18 protein-coding genes are annotated in these 23811 nt (G+C 56.2%); 8 read left to right on the top strand and 10 right to left on the bottom strand.

Features of this window, described 5'->3' with window-relative positions; translation table 11 throughout:
- Positions 1-16 precede the first annotated feature (16 nt).
- The 6 genes from NC979_RS08790 to cpcD/petH all read right to left on the bottom strand — a co-directional run bounded on the left by NC979_RS08790 (position 17) and on the right by cpcD/petH (position 6554).
- The gene (locus NC979_RS08790) at positions 17-442 is read right to left on the bottom strand and encodes a putative toxin-antitoxin system toxin component, PIN family (protein WP_190514754.1); all 426 of its coding nucleotides are present in this window, start codon (positions 440-442) and stop codon (positions 17-19) included.
- On the bottom strand, positions 442-675 hold the full coding sequence (locus tag NC979_RS08795) for an AbrB/MazE/SpoVT family DNA-binding domain-containing protein (RefSeq protein WP_190514755.1): 234 nt from the start codon (positions 673-675) through the stop codon (positions 442-444). Before NC979_RS08795 ends, NC979_RS08790 begins: the two co-directional genes overlap by 1 nt.
- A gap of 204 nt (positions 676-879) precedes the next feature.
- A complete protein-coding gene (locus tag NC979_RS08800) occupies positions 880-1599 on the bottom strand; it encodes an ABC transporter ATP-binding protein (RefSeq protein ID WP_242021480.1) in 720 nt (239 codons plus the stop codon).
- Positions 1600-1681: 82 nt separating this feature from the next.
- Complete coding sequence (locus NC979_RS08805) at positions 1682-3460, bottom strand: ABC transporter ATP-binding protein (protein ID WP_190514756.1); 1779 nt, start codon at positions 3458-3460, stop codon at positions 1682-1684.
- Positions 3461-3806: 346 nt separating this feature from the next.
- The gene (locus NC979_RS08810; RefSeq protein WP_278002548.1) at positions 3807-5117 is read right to left on the bottom strand and encodes a homoserine dehydrogenase; all 1311 of its coding nucleotides are present in this window, start codon (positions 5115-5117) and stop codon (positions 3807-3809) included.
- 174 nt (positions 5118-5291) lie between these two features.
- Positions 5292-6554: a bifunctional rod-capping linker CpcD/ferredoxin--NADP reductase PetH gene (gene cpcD/petH, locus NC979_RS08815; protein WP_190514758.1), complete on the bottom strand. Its 1263-nt coding sequence runs from the start codon at positions 6552-6554 to the stop codon at positions 5292-5294.
- A gap of 729 nt (positions 6555-7283) precedes the next feature.
- Between cpcD/petH and NC979_RS08820 the strand changes: the two genes are divergently transcribed.
- Both NC979_RS08820 and NC979_RS08825 read left to right on the top strand, forming a co-directional pair.
- Entirely contained in the window at positions 7284-8294 is a 1011-nt protein-coding gene (locus tag NC979_RS08820; protein ID WP_073608680.1) for a phosphoribulokinase, read from the top strand.
- A gap of 121 nt (positions 8295-8415) precedes the next feature.
- Positions 8416-8820: a DUF2721 domain-containing protein gene (locus NC979_RS08825; RefSeq protein WP_190514759.1), complete on the top strand. Its 405-nt coding sequence runs from the start codon at positions 8416-8418 to the stop codon at positions 8818-8820.
- 97 nt (positions 8821-8917) lie between these two features.
- Here the strand turns inward: NC979_RS08825 and NC979_RS08830 are convergent, their stop codons facing one another.
- Positions 8918-9469, bottom strand: coding sequence for a hypothetical protein (locus NC979_RS08830; protein ID WP_190514760.1), 552 nt, complete (start codon positions 9467-9469; stop codon positions 8918-8920).
- Between the two features lie 167 nt (positions 9470-9636).
- Between NC979_RS08830 and NC979_RS08835 the strand changes: the two genes are divergently transcribed.
- Positions 9637-9825, top strand: coding sequence for a CPXCG motif-containing cysteine-rich protein (locus NC979_RS08835; RefSeq protein WP_190514761.1), 189 nt, complete (start codon positions 9637-9639; stop codon positions 9823-9825).
- Positions 9826-9916: 91 nt separating this feature from the next.
- Here the strand turns inward: NC979_RS08835 and NC979_RS08840 are convergent, their stop codons facing one another.
- Entirely contained in the window at positions 9917-11149 is a 1233-nt protein-coding gene (locus NC979_RS08840) for a DUF4336 domain-containing protein (RefSeq protein ID WP_190514762.1), read from the bottom strand.
- Positions 11150-11349: 200 nt separating this feature from the next.
- On the opposite strand from NC979_RS08840, the gene msrB reads away from it, so the two are divergent.
- From msrB to NC979_RS08865, 5 genes are all read left to right on the top strand, one after another.
- The gene (gene msrB, locus NC979_RS08845) at positions 11350-11865 is read left to right on the top strand and encodes a peptide-methionine (R)-S-oxide reductase MsrB (RefSeq protein WP_190514763.1); all 516 of its coding nucleotides are present in this window, start codon (positions 11350-11352) and stop codon (positions 11863-11865) included.
- 133 nt (positions 11866-11998) lie between these two features.
- Positions 11999-12439: a hypothetical protein gene (locus tag NC979_RS08850; RefSeq protein ID WP_190514764.1), complete on the top strand. Its 441-nt coding sequence runs from the start codon at positions 11999-12001 to the stop codon at positions 12437-12439.
- Positions 12440-12881: 442 nt separating this feature from the next.
- Entirely contained in the window at positions 12882-13550 is a 669-nt protein-coding gene (locus NC979_RS08855; RefSeq protein ID WP_190514765.1) for a phosphoribosyltransferase, read from the top strand.
- A 360-nt stretch (positions 13551-13910) separates the two neighbouring features.
- The gene (gene mfd / locus NC979_RS08860; RefSeq protein WP_190514766.1) at positions 13911-17453 is read left to right on the top strand and encodes a transcription-repair coupling factor; all 3543 of its coding nucleotides are present in this window, start codon (positions 13911-13913) and stop codon (positions 17451-17453) included.
- A 306-nt stretch (positions 17454-17759) separates the two neighbouring features.
- A complete protein-coding gene (locus NC979_RS08865; protein ID WP_347403880.1) occupies positions 17760-18797 on the top strand; it encodes a DNA topoisomerase IB in 1038 nt (345 codons plus the stop codon).
- Positions 18798-18981: 184 nt separating this feature from the next.
- Here NC979_RS08865 and glgX read toward each other — a convergent pair whose 3' ends face one another.
- Complete coding sequence (gene glgX / locus NC979_RS08870; RefSeq protein ID WP_190514768.1) at positions 18982-21111, bottom strand: glycogen debranching protein GlgX; 2130 nt, start codon at positions 21109-21111, stop codon at positions 18982-18984.
- A gap of 366 nt (positions 21112-21477) precedes the next feature.
- Positions 21478-23736, bottom strand: coding sequence for a transglycosylase domain-containing protein (locus NC979_RS08875; RefSeq protein ID WP_190514769.1), 2259 nt, complete (start codon positions 23734-23736; stop codon positions 21478-21480).
- Positions 23737-23811 lie beyond the last annotated feature (75 nt).

Genomic DNA, 23811 nt, shown 5'->3' on the forward strand with positions numbered 1-23811 from the left:
GAAGGCTTGGTAAATGTTACGGAGAGAGGATCGCCAAGAACTGCTCAGCATTGACGATGGGTATTTCAAACGGGGAGGCTAGGTTGAGCAGATCGCGATCGCCCGTAACCAAATAATCTGCCTGACCTACTAATGCCAACTGCAAAAACGGCATATCAAACGGATCTCGACAGTCTGGAACTGCTGGTGGTTCCGGTGGCATTGATATGACGCTGCAATAGGGCAGGTAGTCCGCCAGTAGTTCTTCCTGCTCCGCCTTGGTGAGCCTAAATTTTGGATAGGCTAGCACTCGGATCAACTCTGTAACTGTGGCCCGAGAAACTAGCGGCGTAAAGTCTTTGCCCTGCCAAGTCTGGCGCAGGGTAGCTAAGATCCCTTGCTTAAATACTAGGGCTGAAATTAGCACATTTGTATCCAGTACGACCCTGAGTTCGAGAGTCATCACTGAGGCGTAGAACTGCCGCGAGACCAAGCTATAGCATCAGCAATATCCTGCTCTGTAATGTTCAGTTCAGCTAGCTTTTCTCTAACAGCATCAGACCGTTGAACTTTGACGGGAGTAAGAATGATCTGCCCATTTTCGAGGGTTATTTCAAAGTACTCAACTGGGCCAAGTGCCTCAGTTACGCTCGGCGGCAGGGTAATTTTATTCTGATCGGTAAGTTTAGTCAGCACGTTATAGGTACCCAGGGGTTTGTGCTTTTTACCTTACTTTAACGTAAGGCACAGTACTTTAAAGAGTAATCGCAAGAGCGTAAGCTTTGCTACATGGCATGATTCACGCCACCAAATCTATTTGATGACAGAGTTCCTATCACCCCGTAGTCACTCCACAGTAAGTATTTCAGCAAGTAGATAACGTTATCTAAGCTTCGATACTCATCGCACCGCGAGCGACTGAGCCAGATCCTCGGGGCTGAGGTGGTCGTTGAGAATCTTGCCGTCTTTGAACCAGACGATCCGCTGGCTAGCCCGGGCCACATCGGGTTCGTGGGTAACCATGACAACGGTAATGCCTGCGGCGTGGAGGTCGGCAAAAAGGCCCAGCACGTCATCAGTGGTGTGAGTATCCAATGCGCCTGTAGGTTCGTCGGCCAGTAAGAGTAGCGGGTCGTTGACGATCGCCCGCGCGATTGCCACCCGTTGCTGCTGCCCCCCCGACAGCTGAGTGGGCTTGTTGTTGATGCGATCGCCCAGCCCCACCCGCACCAATGCTTCTGTTGCCCGCTGGCGGCGGACCTCGCTGCGCACCCCGGCGTAGATCATCGGCAGCTCCACATTCTCCCGCGCGGTGAGCTGGGGCAGCAGGTGAAACTGCTGGAAGACAAAGCCGATTTTTTGATTGCGAATGAGGGCCAGGGCGTCGTCTTCTAAAGTGGCCACGTTCTGGCTGTCGAAGAAATATTCTCCGGCGGTAGGGCGATCGAGGCAGCCGACCATATTCATGGCGGTAGATTTGCCGGAGCCAGACGGCCCCATAATGGCGCAGTACTCACCGGGGTAAATCGATAAATCTACGTTCCACAGCGCCCGCACCTCGGTATTGCCCGAGCCATAAACCTTTTGCAGCTGGCGAAACTCGATCAGTGGAGTGGGCATAGGCGGGAAGAGGAGGCGATGGGGCGGTGAGGAGCATGGGATTGATTGAGTCAATCCCCTTAACTTAAGTCTCCCGCCCAGGCTAGCGCAGGCCAGACTGAACCCGCCACAGGCTGGCGTAGATGCCGTTCATTTCTAGCAGTTCTTCGTGGCGGCCCCGTTCGACGATTTCGCCGTGGGCCATGACGTAGATGCAGTGGCAGTGGCGAATGGTGGAGAGCCGGTGAGCGATCGCCAGAGTCGTGCGCCCTTGAGTAATCATCGCCAGCGATCGCTGGATTGCCGCCTCGGTCTCGTTATCTACCGCCGAAGTCGCCTCATCGAGCACCAAAATCGGCGGGTCTTTGAGAATGGCGCGGGCGATCGCCAGCCGCTGCCGCTGACCCCCCGATAACTTCTGCCCTCGCTCGCCCACGATGGTGTCATAGCCCTGGGGCATCTGCACAATAAACTCGTGGGCCTCTGCCAGCTTGGCGGCGTGGAGAATTTGCTCTAGGGTGGCATCGAAGGTGCCGTAGGCGATGTTCTCTGCCACGGTACCCGAGAACAAAAACACGTCCTGGCTGACCAAGCCAATGCAGCGGCGCAGATCCTGGGGCAGCAGGTCTTGAATCTCCTGCCCGTCAACCAAAATGCGGCCCTGCTGGGGCTGATAAAAGCGCAGCAGCAGCTTCACCAAAGTGCTCTTGCCTGAGCCAGTGGCCCCTACTACCCCAATGCTCTGACCGGCAGGGATATGAAGGGAAAGATTCTTGAGCACCGGCTGGCGGTTGGCGTAGGCAAAGCTGACATTCTCGTAGCGCACCTCGCCGCGCACCTGCTCCACCGGCAGCGGGTTGCGGCCGGGGATTAGCTCAATCGGTTCATCCAGCAAGCCCAGCACCCGGCGCACCGAAGCCATCGCCCGCTGGTACTCATCCATAATTTCGCTGAGCTGGGTAAAGGGCCACAGCAGCCGCTGAATGATGAACACCATAAAGCCGTAGGTGCCCGCCGATAGGGTGCCGTCGGCCACCGCCAGACCGCCCAAAAACAGCATCAGGGTAAAGCCTACCAAAATGAAAATCCGAATCAGCGGAATAAAGGCGGCGCTGAGGGCGATCGCCCGGCGGTTGCTGTAGCGGTAGGCATCGCTGTCTAGGGTGACGCGATCGCGCTCATACCCCTCCGCCGTAAAGCTTTTAATCGTGGCAATCCCCGACAGGTTGTTGGCCAACCGCCCGCTGATTAGCCCCGCCTTGTCGCGCACCTCGGCGTAGCGGGGAGCCAGCCGCTTTTGAAAGGCGATCGACCCCCACAGCACAAAGGGAATCGGCAGCATCGCCATCCACGACACCCCCGGTGCCAGAATTAAGAACGTCGCCCCTACCCACAGCACTGTGGTAAAAAAACGCAGCAGGTTGTGCGCCCCGGTATTGAGAAACCGCTCCAGCTGGTTGATGTCGTCATTTAAAATCGACAGCAAACCGCCCGTGCTGCGGTCTTCAAAATAGTTAAGATCCTGACTTTGCAGATGGCTATAGGTGTCGATCCGCAGGTCGTGCTGCAAATTTTGGGCCAGGTTGCGCCACAGCCACGCATAAATATACTCACTCAGCGACTCCAGGGTCCAGATCAAGAACGTCAGCGCCGACAACACCCCTAGCTGCCCCGGAATACTGGTGATCCCCACCCGGGCAATGAGCGAGCTTTCGTTATTGGTCACCACATCGATGGCGATACCGATTAGGTAGGGCGGGGCCAGGTCGAAGATGGTGTTGAGAACAGAGTTGGCGATCGCACCCCAAATCTGCGGCCGATAGTTCTGCCCATAACGCAACAGCCTTTGTATGGGATGCCGTGCCGATTGGATACTGGCCATAAAACAGAAAAACAAAGAACAAAGAGAGAAATTCGGCGGGCATTGCCCACCCTACGATCCAATGCTCTTCACCAGAGCCACCAACTAGTCAATTGGCAAAATAGACGTTTAAACCGATGATCGATCCATCTTTTCCGTGAGGTGAAGGACGGCGGACGTCCTTCTCGTAGGCCGGACGCGCGAAGCTGGGGGTCTGGGGCCAGCGAAATGGCCCCAGCAGTAGATCTGGCTTTGTCCCCAGTTGTGCGCCGCCAAGCCTAAGCAACATATCCGGTACCCTAAGCGGTGCATTGCGGCCCATCAGATCTCAGATCAAAGTCGGGCTGGGGAAGGCCGTGAATGCACCCTACAACACCCGCAGCACACTAGCCACACTGTGAATCTCCCTATACTCCCGCAGCTCATCCAACGCAGTTTGGAAATTCGACTCCGTCACCTCATGGCTAACGATCACGATCTCTGCCCGCGTCTCATGCTGACCAATCTGCACAATCGACTCCAGACTCACCTGGTGACGGCCAAAACACAGCCCCAATTTGCCAATCACCCCCGGCTCATCCTCCGCCAGCAGCCGCACATAAAAACGACTGACAATGTCGGCCATGGGGCTAACCTTGCAGTAGTGCTGATGACTACAGGCCAGCAGCGGGTTAGTGGCTTTAGGCGTTGTCCCCGCCCGCAGGTTAGCCGCCAGGTTCAGCAGGTCAGACACCACCGCACTGGCCGTCGGTCCTTCCCCCGCCCCTGGCCCAAAAAACATGACCTGACCAATCGGGTCGCCCTCAATCAAAATGGCGTTGTAAACATCGTTCACCGACGCCAAGGGATGGCTCACGGGCACCAGAGTAGGATGTACCCGCAACTGGAGCTGATCCAGGGATTGATCTGAGGTTTCATCAAACTCCCCGTCACGGCGGGCGATCGCCAGCAGCTTGATCACAAACCCCAACCGGTCAGCATAGGCAATATCGGCGGTGGTCACATGACGAATGCCCTCGCTATAGACCTCTGACAGCTTAATGCGCCCCCCAAAGGCCAGCGACGCCAGAATCGCAATCTTGTCGGCGGCATCCAGCCCATCCACATCGGCGCTAGGGTCGGCCTCGGCGTAGCCCAGGCGCTGAGCATCGGCCAAAATCGATTCAAAGTCGCCCCCCTCCCGCTGCATGCGAGTGAGAATGTAGTTGGTGGTGCCGTTGATAATCCCCGTCACCGCGCGAATGCGGTTGACCCCCAGTGCCTGCTTTAGCGGCTGGATGACGGGAATGCCCCCCGCCACCGCCGCCTCCAACATCACATAGATTCCCGCCTCATTAGCGGCGGTAAAAATCTCGTCACCGTAGCGGGCAATCACCGCCTTGTTGGCCGTCACCACATGCTTACCGTGGGCAATGGCCTTGAGAATCAGCGATCGCGCCGGCTCCAGCCCCCCCATCACCTCCACCACCACATCGATAGTGGGGTCAGCCACGATGCTCTCTAGATCAGTGGTGAGGCGATCGCCCTCAATCGCCACCGACCGGGGCTTATCCAAACTGCGCACCCCCACGCGGGCCAGCTCTATCTGCCCTACAAGAGGATGACGATGGGCCGGATCCAGCAAAATTTTAGCCGTCCCCGACCCCACCGTTCCCAACCCCAGCAAACCGACACGCATCACCAATGGTCTGACTTCCTTAACTGCGATTGCTAGCCCAATTGTAAAGGGATTGTTGTCCCCCCTGGGCGCCGATGCCAACGGCCACAAAAAAAGGAAGGGTTTAGCCCTTCCTTTTTTTGAAAGGGCGAACCAGCGATCGCCCTCATCCACTATTGACGGAGACCAAAAACCTTAGTAGGTCTCAACGTGCCAGCGGTGCTCTTTCTTCATCTGCTTGCGGAACTCAACCCAGTCAACGTTGTGCTTACTAGCTTCCGCCGCCATTGCTGAGTCAATGCCGTCTTCCATGCCCTTCAAACCGCACATGTAGGTGTGGGTATTGGGCTTTTGCATCAGCTCCCACAGCTCGGCAGCGTGCTCACCCACTCGGTGCTGAATGTACATGCGACCGCCCTCAGCATTTTGCTGCTCGCGGCTGATGGCGTAGGTGAGCTTCAAGTTGTCAGGATACTGCTCCTGCATCTGCTCCAGCTCCTCTTTGTAGAGGACGTTGCCAGTATAGGCCACCCCAAAGATCAGCCAGGCTAGGCCCTTGAACTGATAGTCGGGGTTCTTCTTGCGCTCGGCTTCCTTAAACATGCGCCACAGATAGGCACGGAAGGGGGCGATTCCCGTCCCCGTCGCCAGCATGATGATGGTGGCCTCAGGGTCGTCAGGCAACAGCATTTCCTTGCCCACCGGCCCGGTGATTTTCACGCCGGCCCCAGGCTCGATGCCACACAGAAACGTCGAGCAGGTGCCATAGACGGTCTCACCACTCTCGGGGTGCTTGTACTCTAGCTGGCGCACGCAGAGCGACACGGTTTTGTCATCCATGTTGTCGCCGTGGCGGGTCGAGGCAATGGAGTACAGGCGTAGCTTGTGGGGCTTGCCCTTGTCGTCGGTGCCATCGGGAATGATGCCAATACTCTGGCCTTCCACGTAGTGCAGGTTGCCCTCAGACAGATCGAAGGTAATGTGTTGCACAATACCCGTCCCGCCTTCTCGAACCAGGGGCTCATTCGACAACACCTTGCCGACGTAGGGGCTGTTGGGCTTGTAGAGGTTAACAGGCACGCTGGCAGCAGCGGCCTTGGGCTCGGCTTGAGTCATGGACTTATGGTTGGTTTGGGTGGGCGCGGTCTCAGCTGGGGCAACAGCTTCGGCGGACGCAACCACAGGCGCAGTGATCGGCGTAGGCACAGCATTGCTAGCAGTTCCCACCTCTTCAATGGGGCGAATGCTCACAATCTTGCCGCCCATGCGGGTGATCCGCTGCATCTCCTGATTCATACGGGTGTAGGGCACCGTAATGAAGACGCTGCCACTCTTGCGAATGGGGTTAGCCATCTGATCGTTCTCTGCGCTCTGGCGCAGACCCTGCACCTCATATAGAAACAAGCGGCTTCCGGCCTCAGTACTGGCGTTGCCGCCGCTCACACTTGGATTGTACATATCTAAATTTCAGTGACTCTCTAGACCCAACTAAGTGCGACGGAGGCACACCGTCATGACCCGTCGCGCATGCTCTAATGAACCTATTCAGATAGCCCTAGGACCAATCTAAAGGCGGCAGCACTAGACATGCTTTTAGCTTAGGGTATCACTGTAAGACGGTGTAATGCCGTGAACTAGGAGATAGAGCGCACTGCAACTAATCCCCACGCTCAGTTTTTGCCCCAGTAATGGTTGCACTCTAGTCATATCCTGATAGAAAGATTGTGTTCTTTGCAGCAGCGAGCGTTAAGTTAATCTAAAAATCTCCGCTCGGCAAAAAAAACTTGGGCCGTCGCCTATCCGCCCACCACCGAAAACTGTTGTGAAGGATACTGGCTTCTGATAGGATGAGACTAATTGCGGTAGAAATACTTATCCTCCAGAATGGTCTTGTGCCTAGGGCGGTTTAGCCGCTTCAGAGGAGTATAGAAAGAGTCAGCGCTTGGGCTGTAGCTTATTCTCAGCCAGGCAAGCGGTGGTGGTCTGAATGCTAGGGAAAATTTCGTACTCCCTCTATTCAGAAGACCTCGGCTTCACTGGCGCGACGTTCGCAAGGCATTCACTCCCTGGGCCGATTGGTTTTGGGATGTTGGGCAACGGCTAAACCAGATTCACGTCTAGGAATGGCTTTCTTCTGCTGCGCTGCAGCGCTGGGTTCTATATATATGGTTGTTTTAGGGGGAACTTATGATCAGCAAGCCAGGTAAGGTAGTTCTAATTGGTGTCGCCGGTGACTCTGGATGCGGCAAATCGACCTTTCTGCGGCGCTTGAGCGATCTGTTTGGCGCTGAACTCATGACTGTCATCTGCCTGGATGACTACCACAGCCTCGATCGCAAGCAGCGCAAAGAAGCCGGGGTGACCGCCCTCGATCCTAAAGCCAACAACTTTGATCTGATGTACGAACAGATCAAAGCCCTGAAAGAAGGCAAGAGCATTGACAAGCCGATCTACAACCACGAAACCGGTGAGCTCGATCCCCCCGAGCGGGTTGACCCCAACCGTATCATCGTCATTGAAGGTCTGCACCCCCTCTACGACGAGCGTGTGCGCGACCTGATCGACTTCAGCGTTTACCTCGACATCAGCGACGAAGTCAAAATCGCTTGGAAGATTCAGCGCGACATGGCCGAGCGTGGTCACACCTACGAAGACGTGCTGGCTTCTATCAACGCTCGTCGCCCCGACTTTGAAGCCTACATCGACATTCAAAAGCAGTATGCCGATGTGGTGATTCAGATTCTGCCCACCCAGCTCATCCCCAACGATGAAGAGAAGAAAGTGCTGCGGGTACGCCTCATGCAGCGGGAAGGCATCGAAGGCTTCGACCCCGTTTACCTCTTCGACGAAGGCTCTACCATCGACTGGATCCCCTGCGGGCGCAAGCTCACCTGCTCCTACCCCGGCATTCGCATGCACTACGGCCCCGATTCTTACTACGGGCACGAGGTGTCGGTGCTAGAGGTAGACGGCCAGTTCGATCGCCTCGAAGAGCTAATCTACATCGAGAGCCACCTCAGCAACACCTCCACCAAGTACTACGGCGAGATGACTGAGCTGCTGCTCAAGCACCGCGAGTACCCCGGTTCGACCAACGGCAGTGGCCTGTTCCAGGTGCTGGTGGGTCTGAAGATGCGCGCTACCTACGAGCGCCTAATCGCCGCCGATCGCGAAGTGGCCGCTACGGCCCAAGCGTAAGCGGTTTTAGGGTAACAGGTATAAGGTATAAGGCTTACCCTTGAACCTTAAACCGGTCTAATTGAGTTTATCTGGCTTAATCGGGAGAGGATATCGATGAAGATGTCCTCTCCTTTTTGCTATGGAACTAACTACCCCAGCGCTGCTCTTTCCCGCGATTTCGCTGCTGCTGCTGGCTTACACCAACCGCTTTTTGGTGCTGGCCCAGCTGATTCGTCAGCTCCACAGCTCTGAGCGCGACTACTTTCAAAGTCTGGTGCAGCGCCAGATCGCTAACCTGCGCCAGCGGATTGCCTTAATTCGCCTGATGCAGGCTCTAGGGGTATCGAGCTTTATTGTCTGCACGCTATCGATGCTAGGGCTATTTGTAGACCAGCAGCAGCTGGCGGAAGTGCTGTTTGGTCTCAGCCTGCTTTTGCTAGTCGCCTCGCTGCTGACGTCGCTCTACGAAATTGCCATTAGCACTCGAGCGATCGAGGCTGAACTGGCCGATATCGATGCAAAATCTCGCTATCCCAACGGCTAAGCCGATTAGGGCAAAGCAGCTTCGACTGTGCTCAACCAGCGAGAACTTACTTTGGTCGTTGAGCAGAGCCCTTCAGCTATTGTCCCATCGGGAGAAGTTACTGAGAGGTCAAGGTGAGGGTTTGGTTGGGCTCAACCACCACCACCCGCTGGGCAGTCGTATTGCCGATAATGGCTCCGGCGGCAGCTCCGCCGATAATGCTGCCCACCGAAACGCGCCCGCTGAGAATGCCGCCCACGGCAGCACCGCCCGCTGCCCCGATGCCAGCATCGGTAAGAATGGCACCAGTGCTGGTTTCTCTGGGGTCTTTAATGTCGCGCAGCAGTTCAGAAACGGCGTTGACGGTGTAGACCTGGTTGCCCACTTCGACAGCGGTGGCCACGTAGCGTACGCCGCCCTCGGCGGGCTCAAACCGGCCGCGCACAAGGGAACCAGCGGGAATGCTGCGCCCGTTGAGGTTGGTAGCGGCTCCCACTCGAAGGGTCTTCTCGACTGTGGCGCCGGTGTTGAGATAGAGGGTTTCGCTGTTGGGGGTGACGGCCTGAATGGGCGACGACACAAACAGCTGAGCCTGGGCAATGGGAGCTTGCCCCAGGGCCATTACCGGCATGACCGCTAACGACAAAGCGGCTAAGTGACTGACTTTCATCACAACCTCCAGAAAGATGCTTGAAAATGTAGGGATGCCCTCGTAGCGAATCGGGCTTAGGGGAGAGTGGTAGGGTAGCTGAGGCTTGCGATCGCCCCAATACCTCTAGTCTAGGAGGACGAGCCGCCCGTTGAGATGTTCCTATCGGTTTTGAGCCGCTTTCACCTATGGAATCTACCGCCGAATATACCTGCGCCTTTTGCGGCGAGACCAGTACCACCTTTATCGATCTCTCGGCTGGGCTCACCCAGTCTTACATTGAAGACTGCCAGGTATGCTGCCGCCCTAATCAGTTCTACGTCACGGTGGATGATGTCTCGTTAGCAATCGAAATTGCCACTGACTATGTTGAGTAAGCGCGATCGCCCCCTTTAGGGTGCCTTTGAGTTAGTTAGACAGTCCGTTGCCACCGCTTTTTAAGCTGAAAACCATGACCCTGGCAAGGGCCTAGAGGGCCTCGTTTTTGCTGCCCTGGGTGGTCAGCATCGACTGGCGCGGTCGAGAAATGCCCTTGCTGAGCAACACCGCTTCGATTTGCTGTAGCAGTTCAAAGTCGGCTGCGGGCAAAGCGGCACTGGCTTCAGAGGCTGGGTCAAGGTGCAAAAAGTCAAACGCCCCTAAAAACTGCTCTGGAGTAGCGGCGATGGGGGCCTCTAGATGAGCCGGAATGATGCGCTCAAACTGCCAGGTGGCGACGGCTTTTGCCCAGTCTAAAACGGCCTCTGGCCCTCGGTTAAAAATTAAGGTTTTGAGAATTGGAGCTACCTGAAGCTGCCCATCATTGTGCAGCGCCTCAAAGGATTTGCGCCAGTCAGACCGCCAGCGAAAGGGATAGAGGCCGAAGTAGTGCTGGCGCGATCGCACCGGGGCCTGCTTTGCTTCTTGCAACATTTCCCCTGTTGGGGCCACATCTAGGGTGCTGGGGCAAAAGTAAAAGGCAAACAGGGCAATTCGTTGCCAACCTTTGCGGCGATTCTCAGGAGTATCGACGATCGCATCGGTTGCCTTGTCTCGGGCGTGAAATAGCAGCGGAAACGGGTCGATTTGCACGATCGCCGGCGGCTCCGCTGGGATGGCCACGATCGCATCAGTCAGCATCAGCGTGCGGCTGGCCCGATGAAAGCAGGCGGTCTCGCCAAACGGCCCTAGCCCTAGATCGATTGGGGGCAGCAGGGCGTAGTCAACCTGGTCAGCAAAGGGAGCCTGGGCGCTGTCGGCGGGGAGGATGTGGGTGCGATCGCGCGGTAGCCCTAGCCACGGCAGGGGCAAATTGAGCGGAAAACTCCACTGGTTCGGCGTTACATACACCTGCGCCTGGGGAAACTGACGGGCAAAGGGACCGACAAACACCTTGTGCTCAATGCCCGTCACGGTAGACATGACAATGTATTTCACTGGGCCGTAGCGCTTTTCTAGCTCACGCACTAGAGCTACGCATTCCGGCGTGGGGGCGACTGGGGAATACACCAGCAGCCCGGCGGGCTCCAGCCGCACCACCGTCATGCGAATCGGCACGACCACGTAAAAAATGCCCTGGAACTGCTCAAAGGTCCACACCTGGTCTTTGACCACCTCCACCCGCTGGGTTGGTCGCTGACCGTAGGGGTAGAGGGGCACTAGGGGCCAAAAGGGCCAGGCGCGGGCGCGGCGAGTAGATGAGACAGAAGTAACAGCTGACATAGGGGCTCGGCGGCAATCCCTAAAGGGAATCAATCGTAGTCATAGCCTACTAAAAATTGGGGATTCAGGGGAATTGCCGCCAATTCTCAGGGCGCTATCAGCGTTGCCCAGGAGAGATACGTTAAGTTAAATAAAACAAGGTTCTGACCACGGCATGCTTGGCGATCGCCAGCCCTTACACCCCCTACTGTTACCCTGCCATGAAGCGACGCAAGCTACTGGAAGCGGGCACCGCCATTATTGGCGGCAGCTGGCTTTTGAGCAATTTCACCGCTGAAGTTTTTTCTAATCAACTTGATACTATGGCTACTACCGACGAACAGTTTACCGTCAACAAAACCGAGCAAGAATGGCGTGACCAGCTCACCCCTGAGCAGTTTCGCGTACTGCGCAAGCACGGCACCGAGCGGGCCGGTTCTAGTCCCCTCGACAAGGTCTATGAGCCCGGTACCTACAACTGCTCGGGTTGCGGCACTCCCCTCTTTACCTCTGACACCAAGTTCAACAGCGGCACCGGTTGGCCCAGCTTCTATGCACCCATTGAGGGCGCCATTGCTACCACTACCGATCGCTCCTTCTTCATGACCCGAGTCGAAGTGCACTGTGCCAACTGCGGTGGTCACCTAGGCCACGTCTTCCCCGATGGGCCTGCCCCCACTAGCCAGCGCTACTGCATGAACGGGGTCTCCCTGGAGTTCGTGCCCAAGTCGGCCTAGACCTGTTCTAGGCCTGTCTCTGTCCCCGTTGTGGCCTTGGTCGCACCGGGGGATTACTGTTGCAAATCCTGTAACGCGGGTGGTTGCTTCTATCGGCTTTTCTAAGATAGAGCAACAGTTACAAGAGCGTGCTATGAAAACACAAATAGGCTCATCACGGTGGTTTGGGCTAGCTGCTGGCCTCGGTCTACTGGTTGCCGGCGGGGCTGCAATTTCAATAGTTACCCAGGCAGAACCAAGCCTGGCCCAAACTGCTGAAGCATCGGCTTTGCCACAGGTGTGGCGACCCGCCAGCGAAGCAGATAAAGCGCTGATTTGGCGCTTTGTACTGCAAAGCCCCATGGGGGTAGCCGCACTCAACCAGCTTGCCATTGAAGGTTTCATCAGCCCCCTTTGCGAAAAGACGTTGTACACCCACGCAACCTACGAGTCGTTCCAAACACTATTGCAGGTGCAGTGCCCCACGCCGGGCGGCGTCTCTACGGCCCGAGCCTACGACGAAATGCGCGTTACCTTTAACCGCTTTGAAGACACGATTGACACCTTCTCGGTCGAGCGAATCTATACCGACTGACCTTTGAGATCTAGTCACCTGAACGGATAAGTCCGCAGATCGCCTTAAATCAACGCTGTGCACGGTGTGTTGTGCTGTAAGCCTGACACACCGGTACGTTCAAGTTGATGCACCAGTGCGTCAGTTTAATGCATCCTTATAAAAATTTAGGCGTTTCTACTGCTTGCTTAGTTGCCGTCAATAATTGCTCTTTTTGCGGTGAAATATTTCACAGTTTCTTTTTAAGAGATACATCTAATGAAAGAAGCCGATGATAGTTTGGCGTCATACCATCTACTTATGTAATCAAACTTTTAGTATTAGTTCTAAAACCTGGTCTTTTGCCAAGTCAAACATTGCCGAAAGATGGATCATGTGAACGCGGCATTAAATCAGGTAAATTCTTCAGCCTTACGCGTTGTATATCTCAGCTATTGGGTAACACCTTATCGAGCTTAAAGCCATGCTTTTTAAGAATAGAGTTGATGCTGGGCAACGGCTAGCCAATCTACTACAGCCCTATGCCAATCGGCCTGATGTAACTGTCGTCGCGCTACCCCGAGGTGGCGTACCGGTTGCGGCCGAAGTCGCCAATGCCCTTAGTGCTCCCCTAGACGTGCTGATTGTTCGAAAGCTGGGTATACCGGGGTTTAGGGAGACCGCTATGGGGTCGATCGCCTCGGGCAATTTTTTATATTTCAATCAGGATTTAATTCGGCGTTTGGCTATTACGCCTGAGGAAATTGATGTCGTAGTGCAGCATGAACAGGAAGAATTGCGGCGGCGAGAGCAGGTTTATCGCGACGATCTTGTTTCTCTAGATCTGCGCGATCGCATCGTTATTTTGGTTGACGATGGCCTAGCCACTGGGGCAACCATTCAGGTCGCCATTGAGGCCGTCAAGCAGCAGCGCCCCAAAAAATTGATTGTGGCCGTCCCAGTAGCTGACCGCGAGGTTTGCGACTCAGTTGGAACTGTCGTCGATCGCATTATCTGTGCCGAGACTCCCCAACCGTTTTATGCGGTGGGGCTTTGGTATGAGGAATTCGCTCAAACCTCCGACGACGAGGTGCGAGCGCTTCTGAACCAGGCCAAACACCGTTCCCTAGAGACCGTCAGCCACCCTCAATAACCCCACCGCTCTCATTAAGCTGCCCTGGCAAACGGCTTATCAGTCTTAAAGCGGCGATGCCTACAGCTAGCGCGTGCTCAGCGTTCGTCCGTTGCCCCAAATTTATAGAATGTGTTAGCCATTGCGATCGGCTTGGGCGGGCTCAACCGCTGGTGGAAACTCCTATAGCCAGCGCTTGCTTAGGCGCTTGAGTTAGAAACGTTTCTTTTAGCTCAGTAGAGTTCCACAAAGCTGTCATAATGGCTTGGCCATTATTAAAATAAGTAACGTGAGGCTGGCTCTCTAAGGCCGATTGTCCGTGCCCTCGGCTGCAAAGTTGAGGGGGTTTTGTGCTTCTAATTTTGCCCTGTCGCGCGTCCTATGGCCTTTTCTTCCATTACCCGTGCCCTACAACGCTCTCCTTTAGCCAAGGAACTGCTGGCTAAGCTCGACCAGCAGGGCCAGCTGGTGCTCAACGGCGTGGCTCGATTGCCAAAGGGGCTGGTGTCCTCGGCCTTGGCCCTAGCGCAGCAGCGCCCCCTATTGGTGATCACCGCCACCCTAGAAGAAGCCGGACGCTGGGCCACTCAGATCGAAGCCATGGGCTGGGACACGGTGCACTTTTACCCCACCTCCGAAGCATCCCCCTACGACCCCTTTGACCAAGAGTCAGAAATGACTTGGGGACAGCTACAGGTCTTGGCAGAGCTGCTGGCCTTGCGGGCGGCCGGCGAAGCATCACCCTTGCGCAAGCTGGCGGTGGTTGCGACTGAACGGGCTTTGCAACCCCACCTGCCGCCGGTTTCTGCTTTGGAACCCTACTGCCTACGGCTAGAGCTGAAGCAGGAAATCAACTTTAAGGCGCTGGGCCAGCGGTTGGCCACCCTCGGCTATGAACGCGTTACGGTGGTGGAAACCGAGGGCCAGTGGGCGCAGCGGGGCGACATTATCGATGTGTATCCGGTGGCGTCGGAGCTGCCGGTGCGGCTAGAACTATTTGGCGACGAGCTGGAGCGCCTGCGAGAATTTGACCCAGCCACCCAAAGATCCCTAGACGCCATTGACCACCTGGTGCTCACCCCCACTCAGTATGGCCCGGTGATCATTGAGCAGTTGAGGGCGCAGGGCAAGCTGGAGGGACTGCTTTCCGAAGCCGCTCAAGAAGGACTAGAAAGCGGCATTCTCCCCGAAGGTACCCGCCGCTGGCTGGGGCTAGCCTTTTCCCAACCAGCCTCACTGTTAGACTATCTGCCCGAAAACACACTGATGGCGGTGGACGAGGTTGATCAGTGTCAGGCTCACAGCGATCGCTGGCTAGAGCACGTCGAAGACCACTGGCAGGAGGTAAGGAGTCAAGGGGATGGGGGAGATGCGGAGGAGGACTCATCCACCCATCCACCCATCCACCCATCCACCCCCTACTCCCTCCCCAAAATCCACCGCCCCTTCCTCGACACCCTCAGCGATGCCGAAATTTTCCCGCGCGTTGATCTATCTGAAATCGCCGAGGCCAACAGCGGCTTAAACCTATCGAGTCGGCCGGTGCAAGCGATCCCGCACCAGTTTGGCAAGCTGGCGGAGACGATTCGCAAGGAGTGCGATCGTAAGTATTCTGTCTGGTTGGCTTCCGCCCAGCCCTCCCGCTCGGTATCCCTGCTGCAAGAGCATGACTGCCCGGCGCAGTTTATCCCTAACCCAAAGGATTTCAATGCGATCGACAAGCTGCATACCCAGCATGTCCCTGTGGCGGTCAAGTATTCGGGATTAGCGGAATTAGAAGGCTTTGTGCTGCCTACCTTCCGCATTGTGGTGGTGACCGATCGCGAATTTTTTGGTCAGCACACTCTGGCTACCGGCGGCTACGTACGCAAGCGCCGCCGCGCCGCCTCTAAACAGGTCGATCCCAACAAGATGAAACCGGGGGATTTTGTCGTTCACCGCAGCCACGGTATCGGCAAATTCATCAAGCTCGAAAGCCTGGTGCTCAACAATGAAACCCGCGACTACCTAGTGATTCAGTATGCCGATGGGCTGCTGCGGGTAGCTGCTGATCAAGTGGGCTCGCTTTCTCGTTACCGAGCTGCCAGCGGCCAGGCTCCGGTCCTCAACAAAATGACCAGCACCGCCTGGGAGAAAACCAAGGGCCGAGCCAAAAAAGCGATCCAAAAAGTGGCGGTGGACCTGCTCAGGCTCTACGCCCAGCGGGCCAAGATGGAGGGCTTTTCTTACCCAGCCGACATGCCCTGGCAGCAGGAATTGGAGGATTCTTTTCCCTACCAGGCTACCCCCGACCAGCTCAAGGCCGTGCAGGATGTTAAGCGCGACATGGAGAGCGATCGCCCTATGGATCGCCTGGTCTGTGGCGATGTGGGCTTTGGCAAAACTGAGGTCGCCCTGCGCGCCATCTTCAAAGCCGTCACCGCTGGGCAGCAGGTGGCCCTGCTGGCTCCCACCACCATCCTCACCCAGCAGCATTACCACACTCTGAAAGAGCGTTTTGCCCCTTACCCAATCCAAGTGGGGCTGCTGAACCGCTTCCGCAGTCAGCAGGAGAAAAAAGACATTCTGCAACGGTTAAAGACCGGCGAACTGGACGTGGTAGTGGGTACCCACCAGTTGCTCGGCAAAGGCGTCGCCTTCAAAAGCCTCGGTCTGCTGGTGGTGGATGAAGAACAGCGCTTCGGCGTTAACCAAAAAGAGCGGATCAAATCCCTCAAAACCCAGGTGGATGTGCTCACCCTCAGCGCTACCCCCATTCCCCGCACCCTTTACATGGCCTTGTCTGGCGTGCGCGAAATGAGCCTGATTACCACTCCGCCGCCCTCGCGCCGTCCGATCAAAACCCACCTCTCACCCCACGACCCGGAAGCGATTCGCACTGCGATTCGCCAAGAGCTCGATCGCGGCGGCCAAGTGTTCTACGTAGTGCCTCGGGTTGAGGGCATTGAGGAGGTTTCTGCCAAAATTCGCGAGATGGTGCCGGCGGCCAGAATTGCGATCGCCCACGGCCAAATGGATGAAGGCGAGCTTGAGTCAACCATGCTCACCTTTAGCAACGGTGACGCTGAAGTGCTGCTCTGCACCACGATCATTGAGTCAGGGTTGGATATCCCCCGAGTCAACACCATTTTGATCGAAGACGCTCACCGCTTCGGCCTCTCCCAGCTCTACCAGCTCAGGGGAAGAGTTGGTAGAGCCGGCATCCAGGCCCACGCCTGGCTGTTTTACCCCAAAAAATCCCTCACCGACAAAGCTCGCCAGCGCCTCCGCGCCATTCAAGAATTTACCCAGCTTGGCTCTGGCTATCAGCTAGCTATGCGCGACATGGAAATTCGCGGCGTCGGCAACCTGCTGGGGGCCGAGCAGTCGGGCCAGATGGATGCGATCGGCTTTGACCTCTATATGGACATGCTGGAAGAAGAGATCGCCGAAATTCGTGGTCAAGACATTCCCAAAGTCGAAGACACTCAGGTCGATCTCAACGTCACCGCCTTTGTGCCTAACGACTACATCCCCGATCTGGAGCAAAAGATGGGGGCCTACCGCTCTCTAGCTGCGGCCAACAGCAAGGTAGAGCTGATGCAGATTGCGGCAGATTTAAGCGATCGCTACGGCCCCATTCCCTATGCGACCGAGCAGCTCGTGCGCATGCTGCAACTCAAGCTGGTAGCCAAGCACGCCGGTTTCTCACGCATCAAACCCGAGGGCAAGCAGCACGTGGTGATGGAAACCCCGATGGAAGAACCAGCCTGGAAGAAGATCAGCGAGAATCTACCCAGCCACCTGAAAACACGCTTTGTCTACAGCGGTGGCAAAGTCGTGGTGCGCGGGCTAGGCGTGCTCAAACCCGAAAAGCAGCTGGAGAGCCTGACCGAATGGCTGGGGTATTTACAGGGGTCAGTGCTAGAGCCGTTGGCTAGCTAGCACGGAGTTGGAGATCAGGTCAAAGCCATCCAGCAGAAATTAGGGGCGATCGCATAGCCTCAAAATCGCTGACTTTGTTTATTTCGGCGAGCATTCTGACATTCCGCTCTTGGCTGTGAGCGGCATTTATCCTCCCGTACAACTCTACCTAGGCTAGAGCCAGCAGGCCTTGAGCCTGCCTAAGCTAAAGAGATTACCAGACCAGTATATGCATCGCTGTTGGGCAATGGCTGGTGTGCTCGGCCCAAAACGCAAATGCCTAAAGCTTCGCCTCAACTTATAACTAGTGCCTCTTCAGTCACAATTGTGGAACCAGTTCAGTCAGCTCGGGCTGCTGGGCTGCGCTACATCTGCGACGATCGCCCCGGTTGGGGACGGCGGCGCAGCGGCAAGGGGTTCGTCTACTTTGACGAGAAAGGCGATCGCATCTCAGACCCCGACCAGCTGAAACGAATTGAGGCCCTAGTTATCCCCCCCGCTTGGGAAACGGTGTGGATTTGTCCGTCTCCTAAAGGTCATCTGTTAGCCACCGGGCGCGATGCCAAAGGTCGTAAGCAGTACCGCTATCATCCCAATTGGCGCACCGTTCGCAACCAGACCAAGTTCGACCGACTGATTCCCTTTGCCTATGCTCGCCCTCTCATTCGCGAGGTCACCGATCGCGATCTTCGCCTGCGAGGTCTACCTCGAGATAAGCTGCTGGCGGTCGTCGTGCGGTTGCTCGATGCCACCGTGATTCGCATCGGCAACGATGAGTACCGAGAGCAAAACCAGTCCTTTGGGCTGACCACCCTAGAGGAACAGCATGTAGAAGTAGGAACGAGCAAAATTCGCTTTCACTTCGTGGGCAAAAGCGGTGTAGAGCACGAAATTGAACTGAGCGATCGCCGTCTGGCTCGAGCGATCAAACTTTGCCAAGATCTCCCTGGTCAACAGCTATTTCAGTATTTGGATGACGAGGGGCAACCCCAAGCGATCGATTCCGATGATGTCAATCGTTATCTGCAAACCATTACCGGCGAAGACTTCACCTCCAAAGACTTTCGCACCTGGGCTGGTACTGTCTACACGGCTCGAATTCTCAATGAACTAGGAGAGCCTACCTCAAAAACCCAGGCTCAGGCCAACATCCGCGAAGCCATTAAAGGAGCGGCGCAGCACTTGGGCAACCGGGTTGCCACCTGCCGCAAGTTTTACGTGCACCCCACCGTAACCCAGGCCTACGAAGAGGGCTGGCTGTTAGAAGTCTGGCAAACGGGAGAACGAACCTCTAGCGATCTAGATTTAACCGCTGAGGAAAAAGCTTTAGTTGCGGTGCTAAGTCACCCTCAACAACAAAACTAATACGAAACCGCCTTGGGAAACCCTGGTTCAAGATAGAGATCTCGTAGGGGCATTGCACTGCAATGCCCCTACAAACCGGGTGTAACTGACCAGCTACAGTTAGCTTTTTCTCTCCTTAATTAAGGAGAGAAAAAGAGGGTCTTTCTAGCGCGTTTTATGAATACTTCCCGTCTTATGAGTGATGCTAAATTAACCGCTGCAAAACCATCAGCGATCGCGCCACCACCGGAATAGTATCATCACCTGTAAAGACACGTTCCTCACTAACAAATCGAGGTTCCGTCGTGTCGATTACTACTGACCATTCATGGGGTTGAAACAGCTCGGCCAGCTTGAAATCAATGGTCTCGTAATGGGCGTTGAAAAACATTAAAAAGTCATTGTCGCTAACCCGTTCTCCCTGCTTACCAGGGCTGGGGATCTTGTCGCCGTTGAGGAAAACTGCGACTGATTTGATGTAGCCAATCTCCCACTGTTCTTGGCTCATCTCGGTACCATCAGGGCTGTGCCAGCTAATATCGGTTACCCCAGAGCCGTGAATGGGCTGGCCCTGAAACCACTTGCGGCGACGAAACACTGGGTGCTGCCGCCGAAAGAAAATTAGCTCTCGGCAAAAATTGATCAGGTCTTCATTGCCTTTGGGCAGGTTCCAGTCAAACCAGGAAACCTCATTATCCTGGCAGTAGCCGTTGTTGTTGCCCTGCTGGGTGCGGCCCATTTCGTCGCCCCCCAGCAGCATGGGCACCCCCTGGGACAGCATCAGGGTGGTTAAAAAGTTGCGCCGCTGCTGCTCGCGCAGCTGCAAGACCCCAGCGTCATCGGTTTGCCCTTCTACCCCGCAGTTCCAAGATGAATTGTTGCTTTCTCCGTCCTGACTGTTTTCGCCATTGGCTTCGTTGTGCTTGTCGTTGTAGCTCACCAGGTCGTTGAGCGTGAAACCGTCGTGGGCGGTGATGAAGTTGATGCTGGCGTTGGGCTGCCGTCCATTCATCTGAAAATAGAGGTCAGGGCTACCGGTGAGGCGGTAGGCAAACTCGCCCAGGGTTTCATCTTGGCCGCGCCAAAAGTCGCGCACGGTGTCGCGGTAGATGCCATTCCACTCCGACCAGTTGACCGGAAAGTTGCCTACCTGGTAACCGCCCATGCCCACATCCCAGGGTTCAGCAATCAGCTTCACCCCAGCCAGCAGCGGGTCTTGATGAATCAGGTCAAAGAAGGCTGACAGGCGATCGACGTCGTACAGTTCTCGGGCTAGGGCAGACGCCAGATCAAATCGGAAGCCGTCGATGTGCATTTCGCCGACCCAGTAGCGCAAGCTATCCATAATCAGCTTGAGCACCTGGGGACTACGCATGTGGAGGGAGTTGCCGCAGCCGGTGAAGTCCATGTAGTAGCGCGGGTCATCTTCCATCAGGCGGTAGTAGCTGACATTGTCAACTCCCCGTAGCGATAGGGTTGGCCCCATGTGGTTGCCTTCCCCAGTGTGGTTGTAAACCACATCGAGAATCACCTCAATGCCCGCTTGGTGAAGGGCCTTCACCATCTCCTTAAATTCCTGCACCTGTTCTCCTAAAATGCCGCTGGAGCTGTAGCCGGAGAAGGGTGCAAAAAAGTTGAGTGAGTCGTAGCCCCAGTAGTTTTTTAGCCCCTTGTCGACCAAGTGACCAGGGCTAGAGAGATAGTGGTGAATCGGCATCAGCTCTACGGCACTGATGCCGAGCCGTTGCAGGTGCTCAATGGCGACGGGGTGGGCCATGCCCGCGTAGGTGCCCCGCAGCTCTTCCGGAATGTCGGGATGCTGCTTGGTAAAGCCTTTGACATGCACTTCGTAGATGATGGTTTCGTGCCAGGGGGTGCGCAGTAGGGCATCGTCTTCCCAGTCAAACGTTTCGTCGATCACGACCGACTTGGGCATGAGGGCGGCGCTGTCGAGATCGGAAAAGGAGAGGTCTTCGTCAGGGCTTTCCCAGTCGTAGCCAAAAATCTCAGGCCCGCTGCCCACTTCTCCCGAAATGGCTTTGGCGTAGGGGTCAATCAGCAGTTTGTTGGGGTTGAAACGGTGCCCTTCGTGGGGGGCATAGGGGCCATGCACCCGGTAGCCATACTCTTGACCGGGGCCGATGCCGGGTAGGTAGCCGTGCCAAACAAAGTTGCTGACTTCAGTGAGGGGAACCCGAGTCTCTGTGCCGTCTTTGTCAAAGAGGCAAAGCTCAACGGCGGTTGCATGCTCAGAAAATAACGCGAAGTTGGTGCCTTTGCGGTCCCAATGGGCACCCAGGGGATAGACGTCACCGGGCCAAACTGCAACATGCATATGAGTGAAGGGCTTGGGTATAGATGGACAAAAGGCGATCGGCTACCCAAGTTTTTCTAAAGTTGTCAGCTCAAAGCTGACAGTCCTAGGAACAAACCTGGGCAACCGTAGTCAGAACACTAAGCCGAGGGCAAATCAGGGAATGTCTTAGAACGCAGGTTTCTAAGCAAAACAAAGCGACCCCTCCTCGCTACTATTTGAGAGAGTCAAGGCTGTTTTGTTTCGGCTTTTTAACTGCGTCCGAAGATTATCAGACCTTAGCAAAATCTTTTCTGCTCAGAATCTATCTAGGGAAAGACCAAAATCTTGGCGATCGCTCCCCCTCTCTAAACTGCGCCACCACTCTAATCGTTCGCCTAATGCCCGTTATTGCACCACCTGGCGCATGTAGTTGCCCCACACAGCGGCGGCCTGGCCGCTGCTGCCCTGGGTGGAGGTATTGTCGTCGTTGCCGAGCCAGACGCCCGTGGTGAGGTCTCGGCCGGGCACAAACCCTATAAACCAGAGGTCGCGGTTGTCGTCGGTAGTGCCGGTTTTGCCCGCTTCCCCTAGGCCTAAAAAGGCGCTGCGGCCAGTGCCACCCTGCACCACGCCCTGCATGAGCCCCGTCAGAGTGCTGGCAATGCTAGAGTCAATCGCCTGGCGATCGGCATCTCCGGCCTGGCCAAACTCGTAGATGACGCGGCAGGTGTTGATGTCGTTGAGGTCAGTGCAATCGCTGCTGTCGAGTACCCGTAAAACGCCGTGGGGTCGGTTCCATACGCCGTTGTTGCCCACAGCGGCAAAGGAGCCGGTGATCTCCAGCGGGGTGACTACACTTTCACCCAGGGTGAGGCCCGGCGAGGCCACCAACTCAGACTCGATGCCCATGCGCTGGGCTACGTTGATGACGTTCCTCAACCCCGCCTCCTGGGCTATGCGCAGGGCCACGACATTCTCAGAGCGGGCCATACCGGCATACATATCCACCGAGCCTGAGCCCGACCGGCAGCCCGCAAATTGCTGGCCGCTCCAGTTCATCGGTTCACAGGAGAACGATCGCCCCGGAGAAATGCCCTGCTCTAGGGCCGCCCCGTAGGCAAACAGCTTAAAGGTTGAGCCCGGCTGGCGCATCGCCTGGGAGGCCCGATTGAATTGGCTTTCGGCAAAGTCTACGCCACCCACCAGGGCGCGAATGGCTCCGGTACTGGTTTCAAGGGTGACCACAGCCCCCTGGGAATAGGCCAAGGCGGCTCCCTGGGTGGCGATATCCTGGCTGAGGGTCTCTTCTGCCGCCGTCTGGAGATCTAGATCGACGCTGGTCTCCACATAAAAGTTGCCCTCCCGCGCCAGGTTGGTGCCCAGCACATTGTCTAGCTCTTCAAAGACATAGCTGTAGAAGTAGGGAGCGCGAGTGCTTTGGAGCTGGCGGGTGGCATCGGGGCTAATCTCAATGCGCGATCGCCGCGCCCGCCGCGCCTCTTCCTGGCTGACCATGCCTAGGGCCACCATGCGATCGAGCACAAGATCGCGGTTGGACACGGCAGCGCCGTAGTTTTGTACGGGGTTAAAGGCGTTGGGAGCAGGCAAGATACCCACCAGGGTCGCCGCCTCCGACAGGGTCAATTCGCGGGCGGGCTTGTCGAAGTAAAACTGAGATGCATCCTCAAAGCCGTAGAGGTTTTCGCCCAGATAAACCCGGTTGAGATAGGTAAGTAGCAGGTAATTTTTGCTGTAGAAAGTTTCTAGTTTGAGGGCCGTAATCGCCTCGCGAATTTTACGCCCCGCCGAATCCTCAGTGCCTGTGTACTCGCGATAAACGCTGCGGGCCAGCTGTTGGGTAATCGTGCTGCCCCCTTGGCTAATACGACCACTGCGCAGATTAACCACTACTGCCCGTAAAACGCCAAGGGGGTCTACCCCTAAGTGCCAGTAGTAGCGAGCATCTTCAGATGCAATAAGAGCCTGGGGTAGGTAAGCCGAAAAGTCGCCTATGCGGCGCATCTCTTGGTGAGACTGAGTCAGCTGCTCCCGTAGCGGCACGGTAGCCCCGTCTTCTTCACCCAACACCACCACGGGGCCCTGCACCGAGTCGGGCAAAGGCCGCATCGGAATTTTGGGCCACTCTACCCCAACAATCCAAGCCCCCACAGCTAGCGAGAGGCCGGTAAAGCCGTAAAGGGTGTAGCGGGCGGTCTTAACGTACCAGGGGGGCGGCTCGCTAAACCGCAGCTTAACGGCATCCTCTAGCTCTGGCGGGCCAAGGGTGTAGATATCGCCGTGGTTCATCACCACCTGGGTGAGCCGCTTTTTGCCCCGGTAAATGCCGTTGGTGGAGTTGCGGTCCTTCATTACGAAGGGCTGGCTGGGGCGGTTGGTGTCGCGGGTGAGGGTGGCGTGCACCTGGCTGACGATAGGGCTGGGGGCCACAATGTCGCACTGGGAGGTGCTGCGCCCCATGATGTAGTGCTCACCTAGCAGGGGGTAGGTGGTGGGCTTGCCGTTAACCGTAACCTCTAGCTCGGCAGCGCGAGCCCCAGGCTTGACCGCCAGCTTGCCAAAGTCAACCTTGGCTTGCACAGCCTGAAAGGCCTGGGTAACGGTTTTGAGCAGGGTGCGAGGCGGGGATGGGGGTGAGGGCGACATGGCAAGTGGCAATAAGCCCAACCGAAATACTGCCCTATTGTAGTCATAAGCTTCGCGATCGCGTCAGCTACTCCT

Origin of the sequence: Leptolyngbya subtilissima AS-A7 (assembly GCF_039962255.1) — a bacterium.
Classification (GTDB): Bacteria; Cyanobacteriota; Cyanobacteriia; order Phormidesmidales; family Phormidesmidaceae; genus Nodosilinea.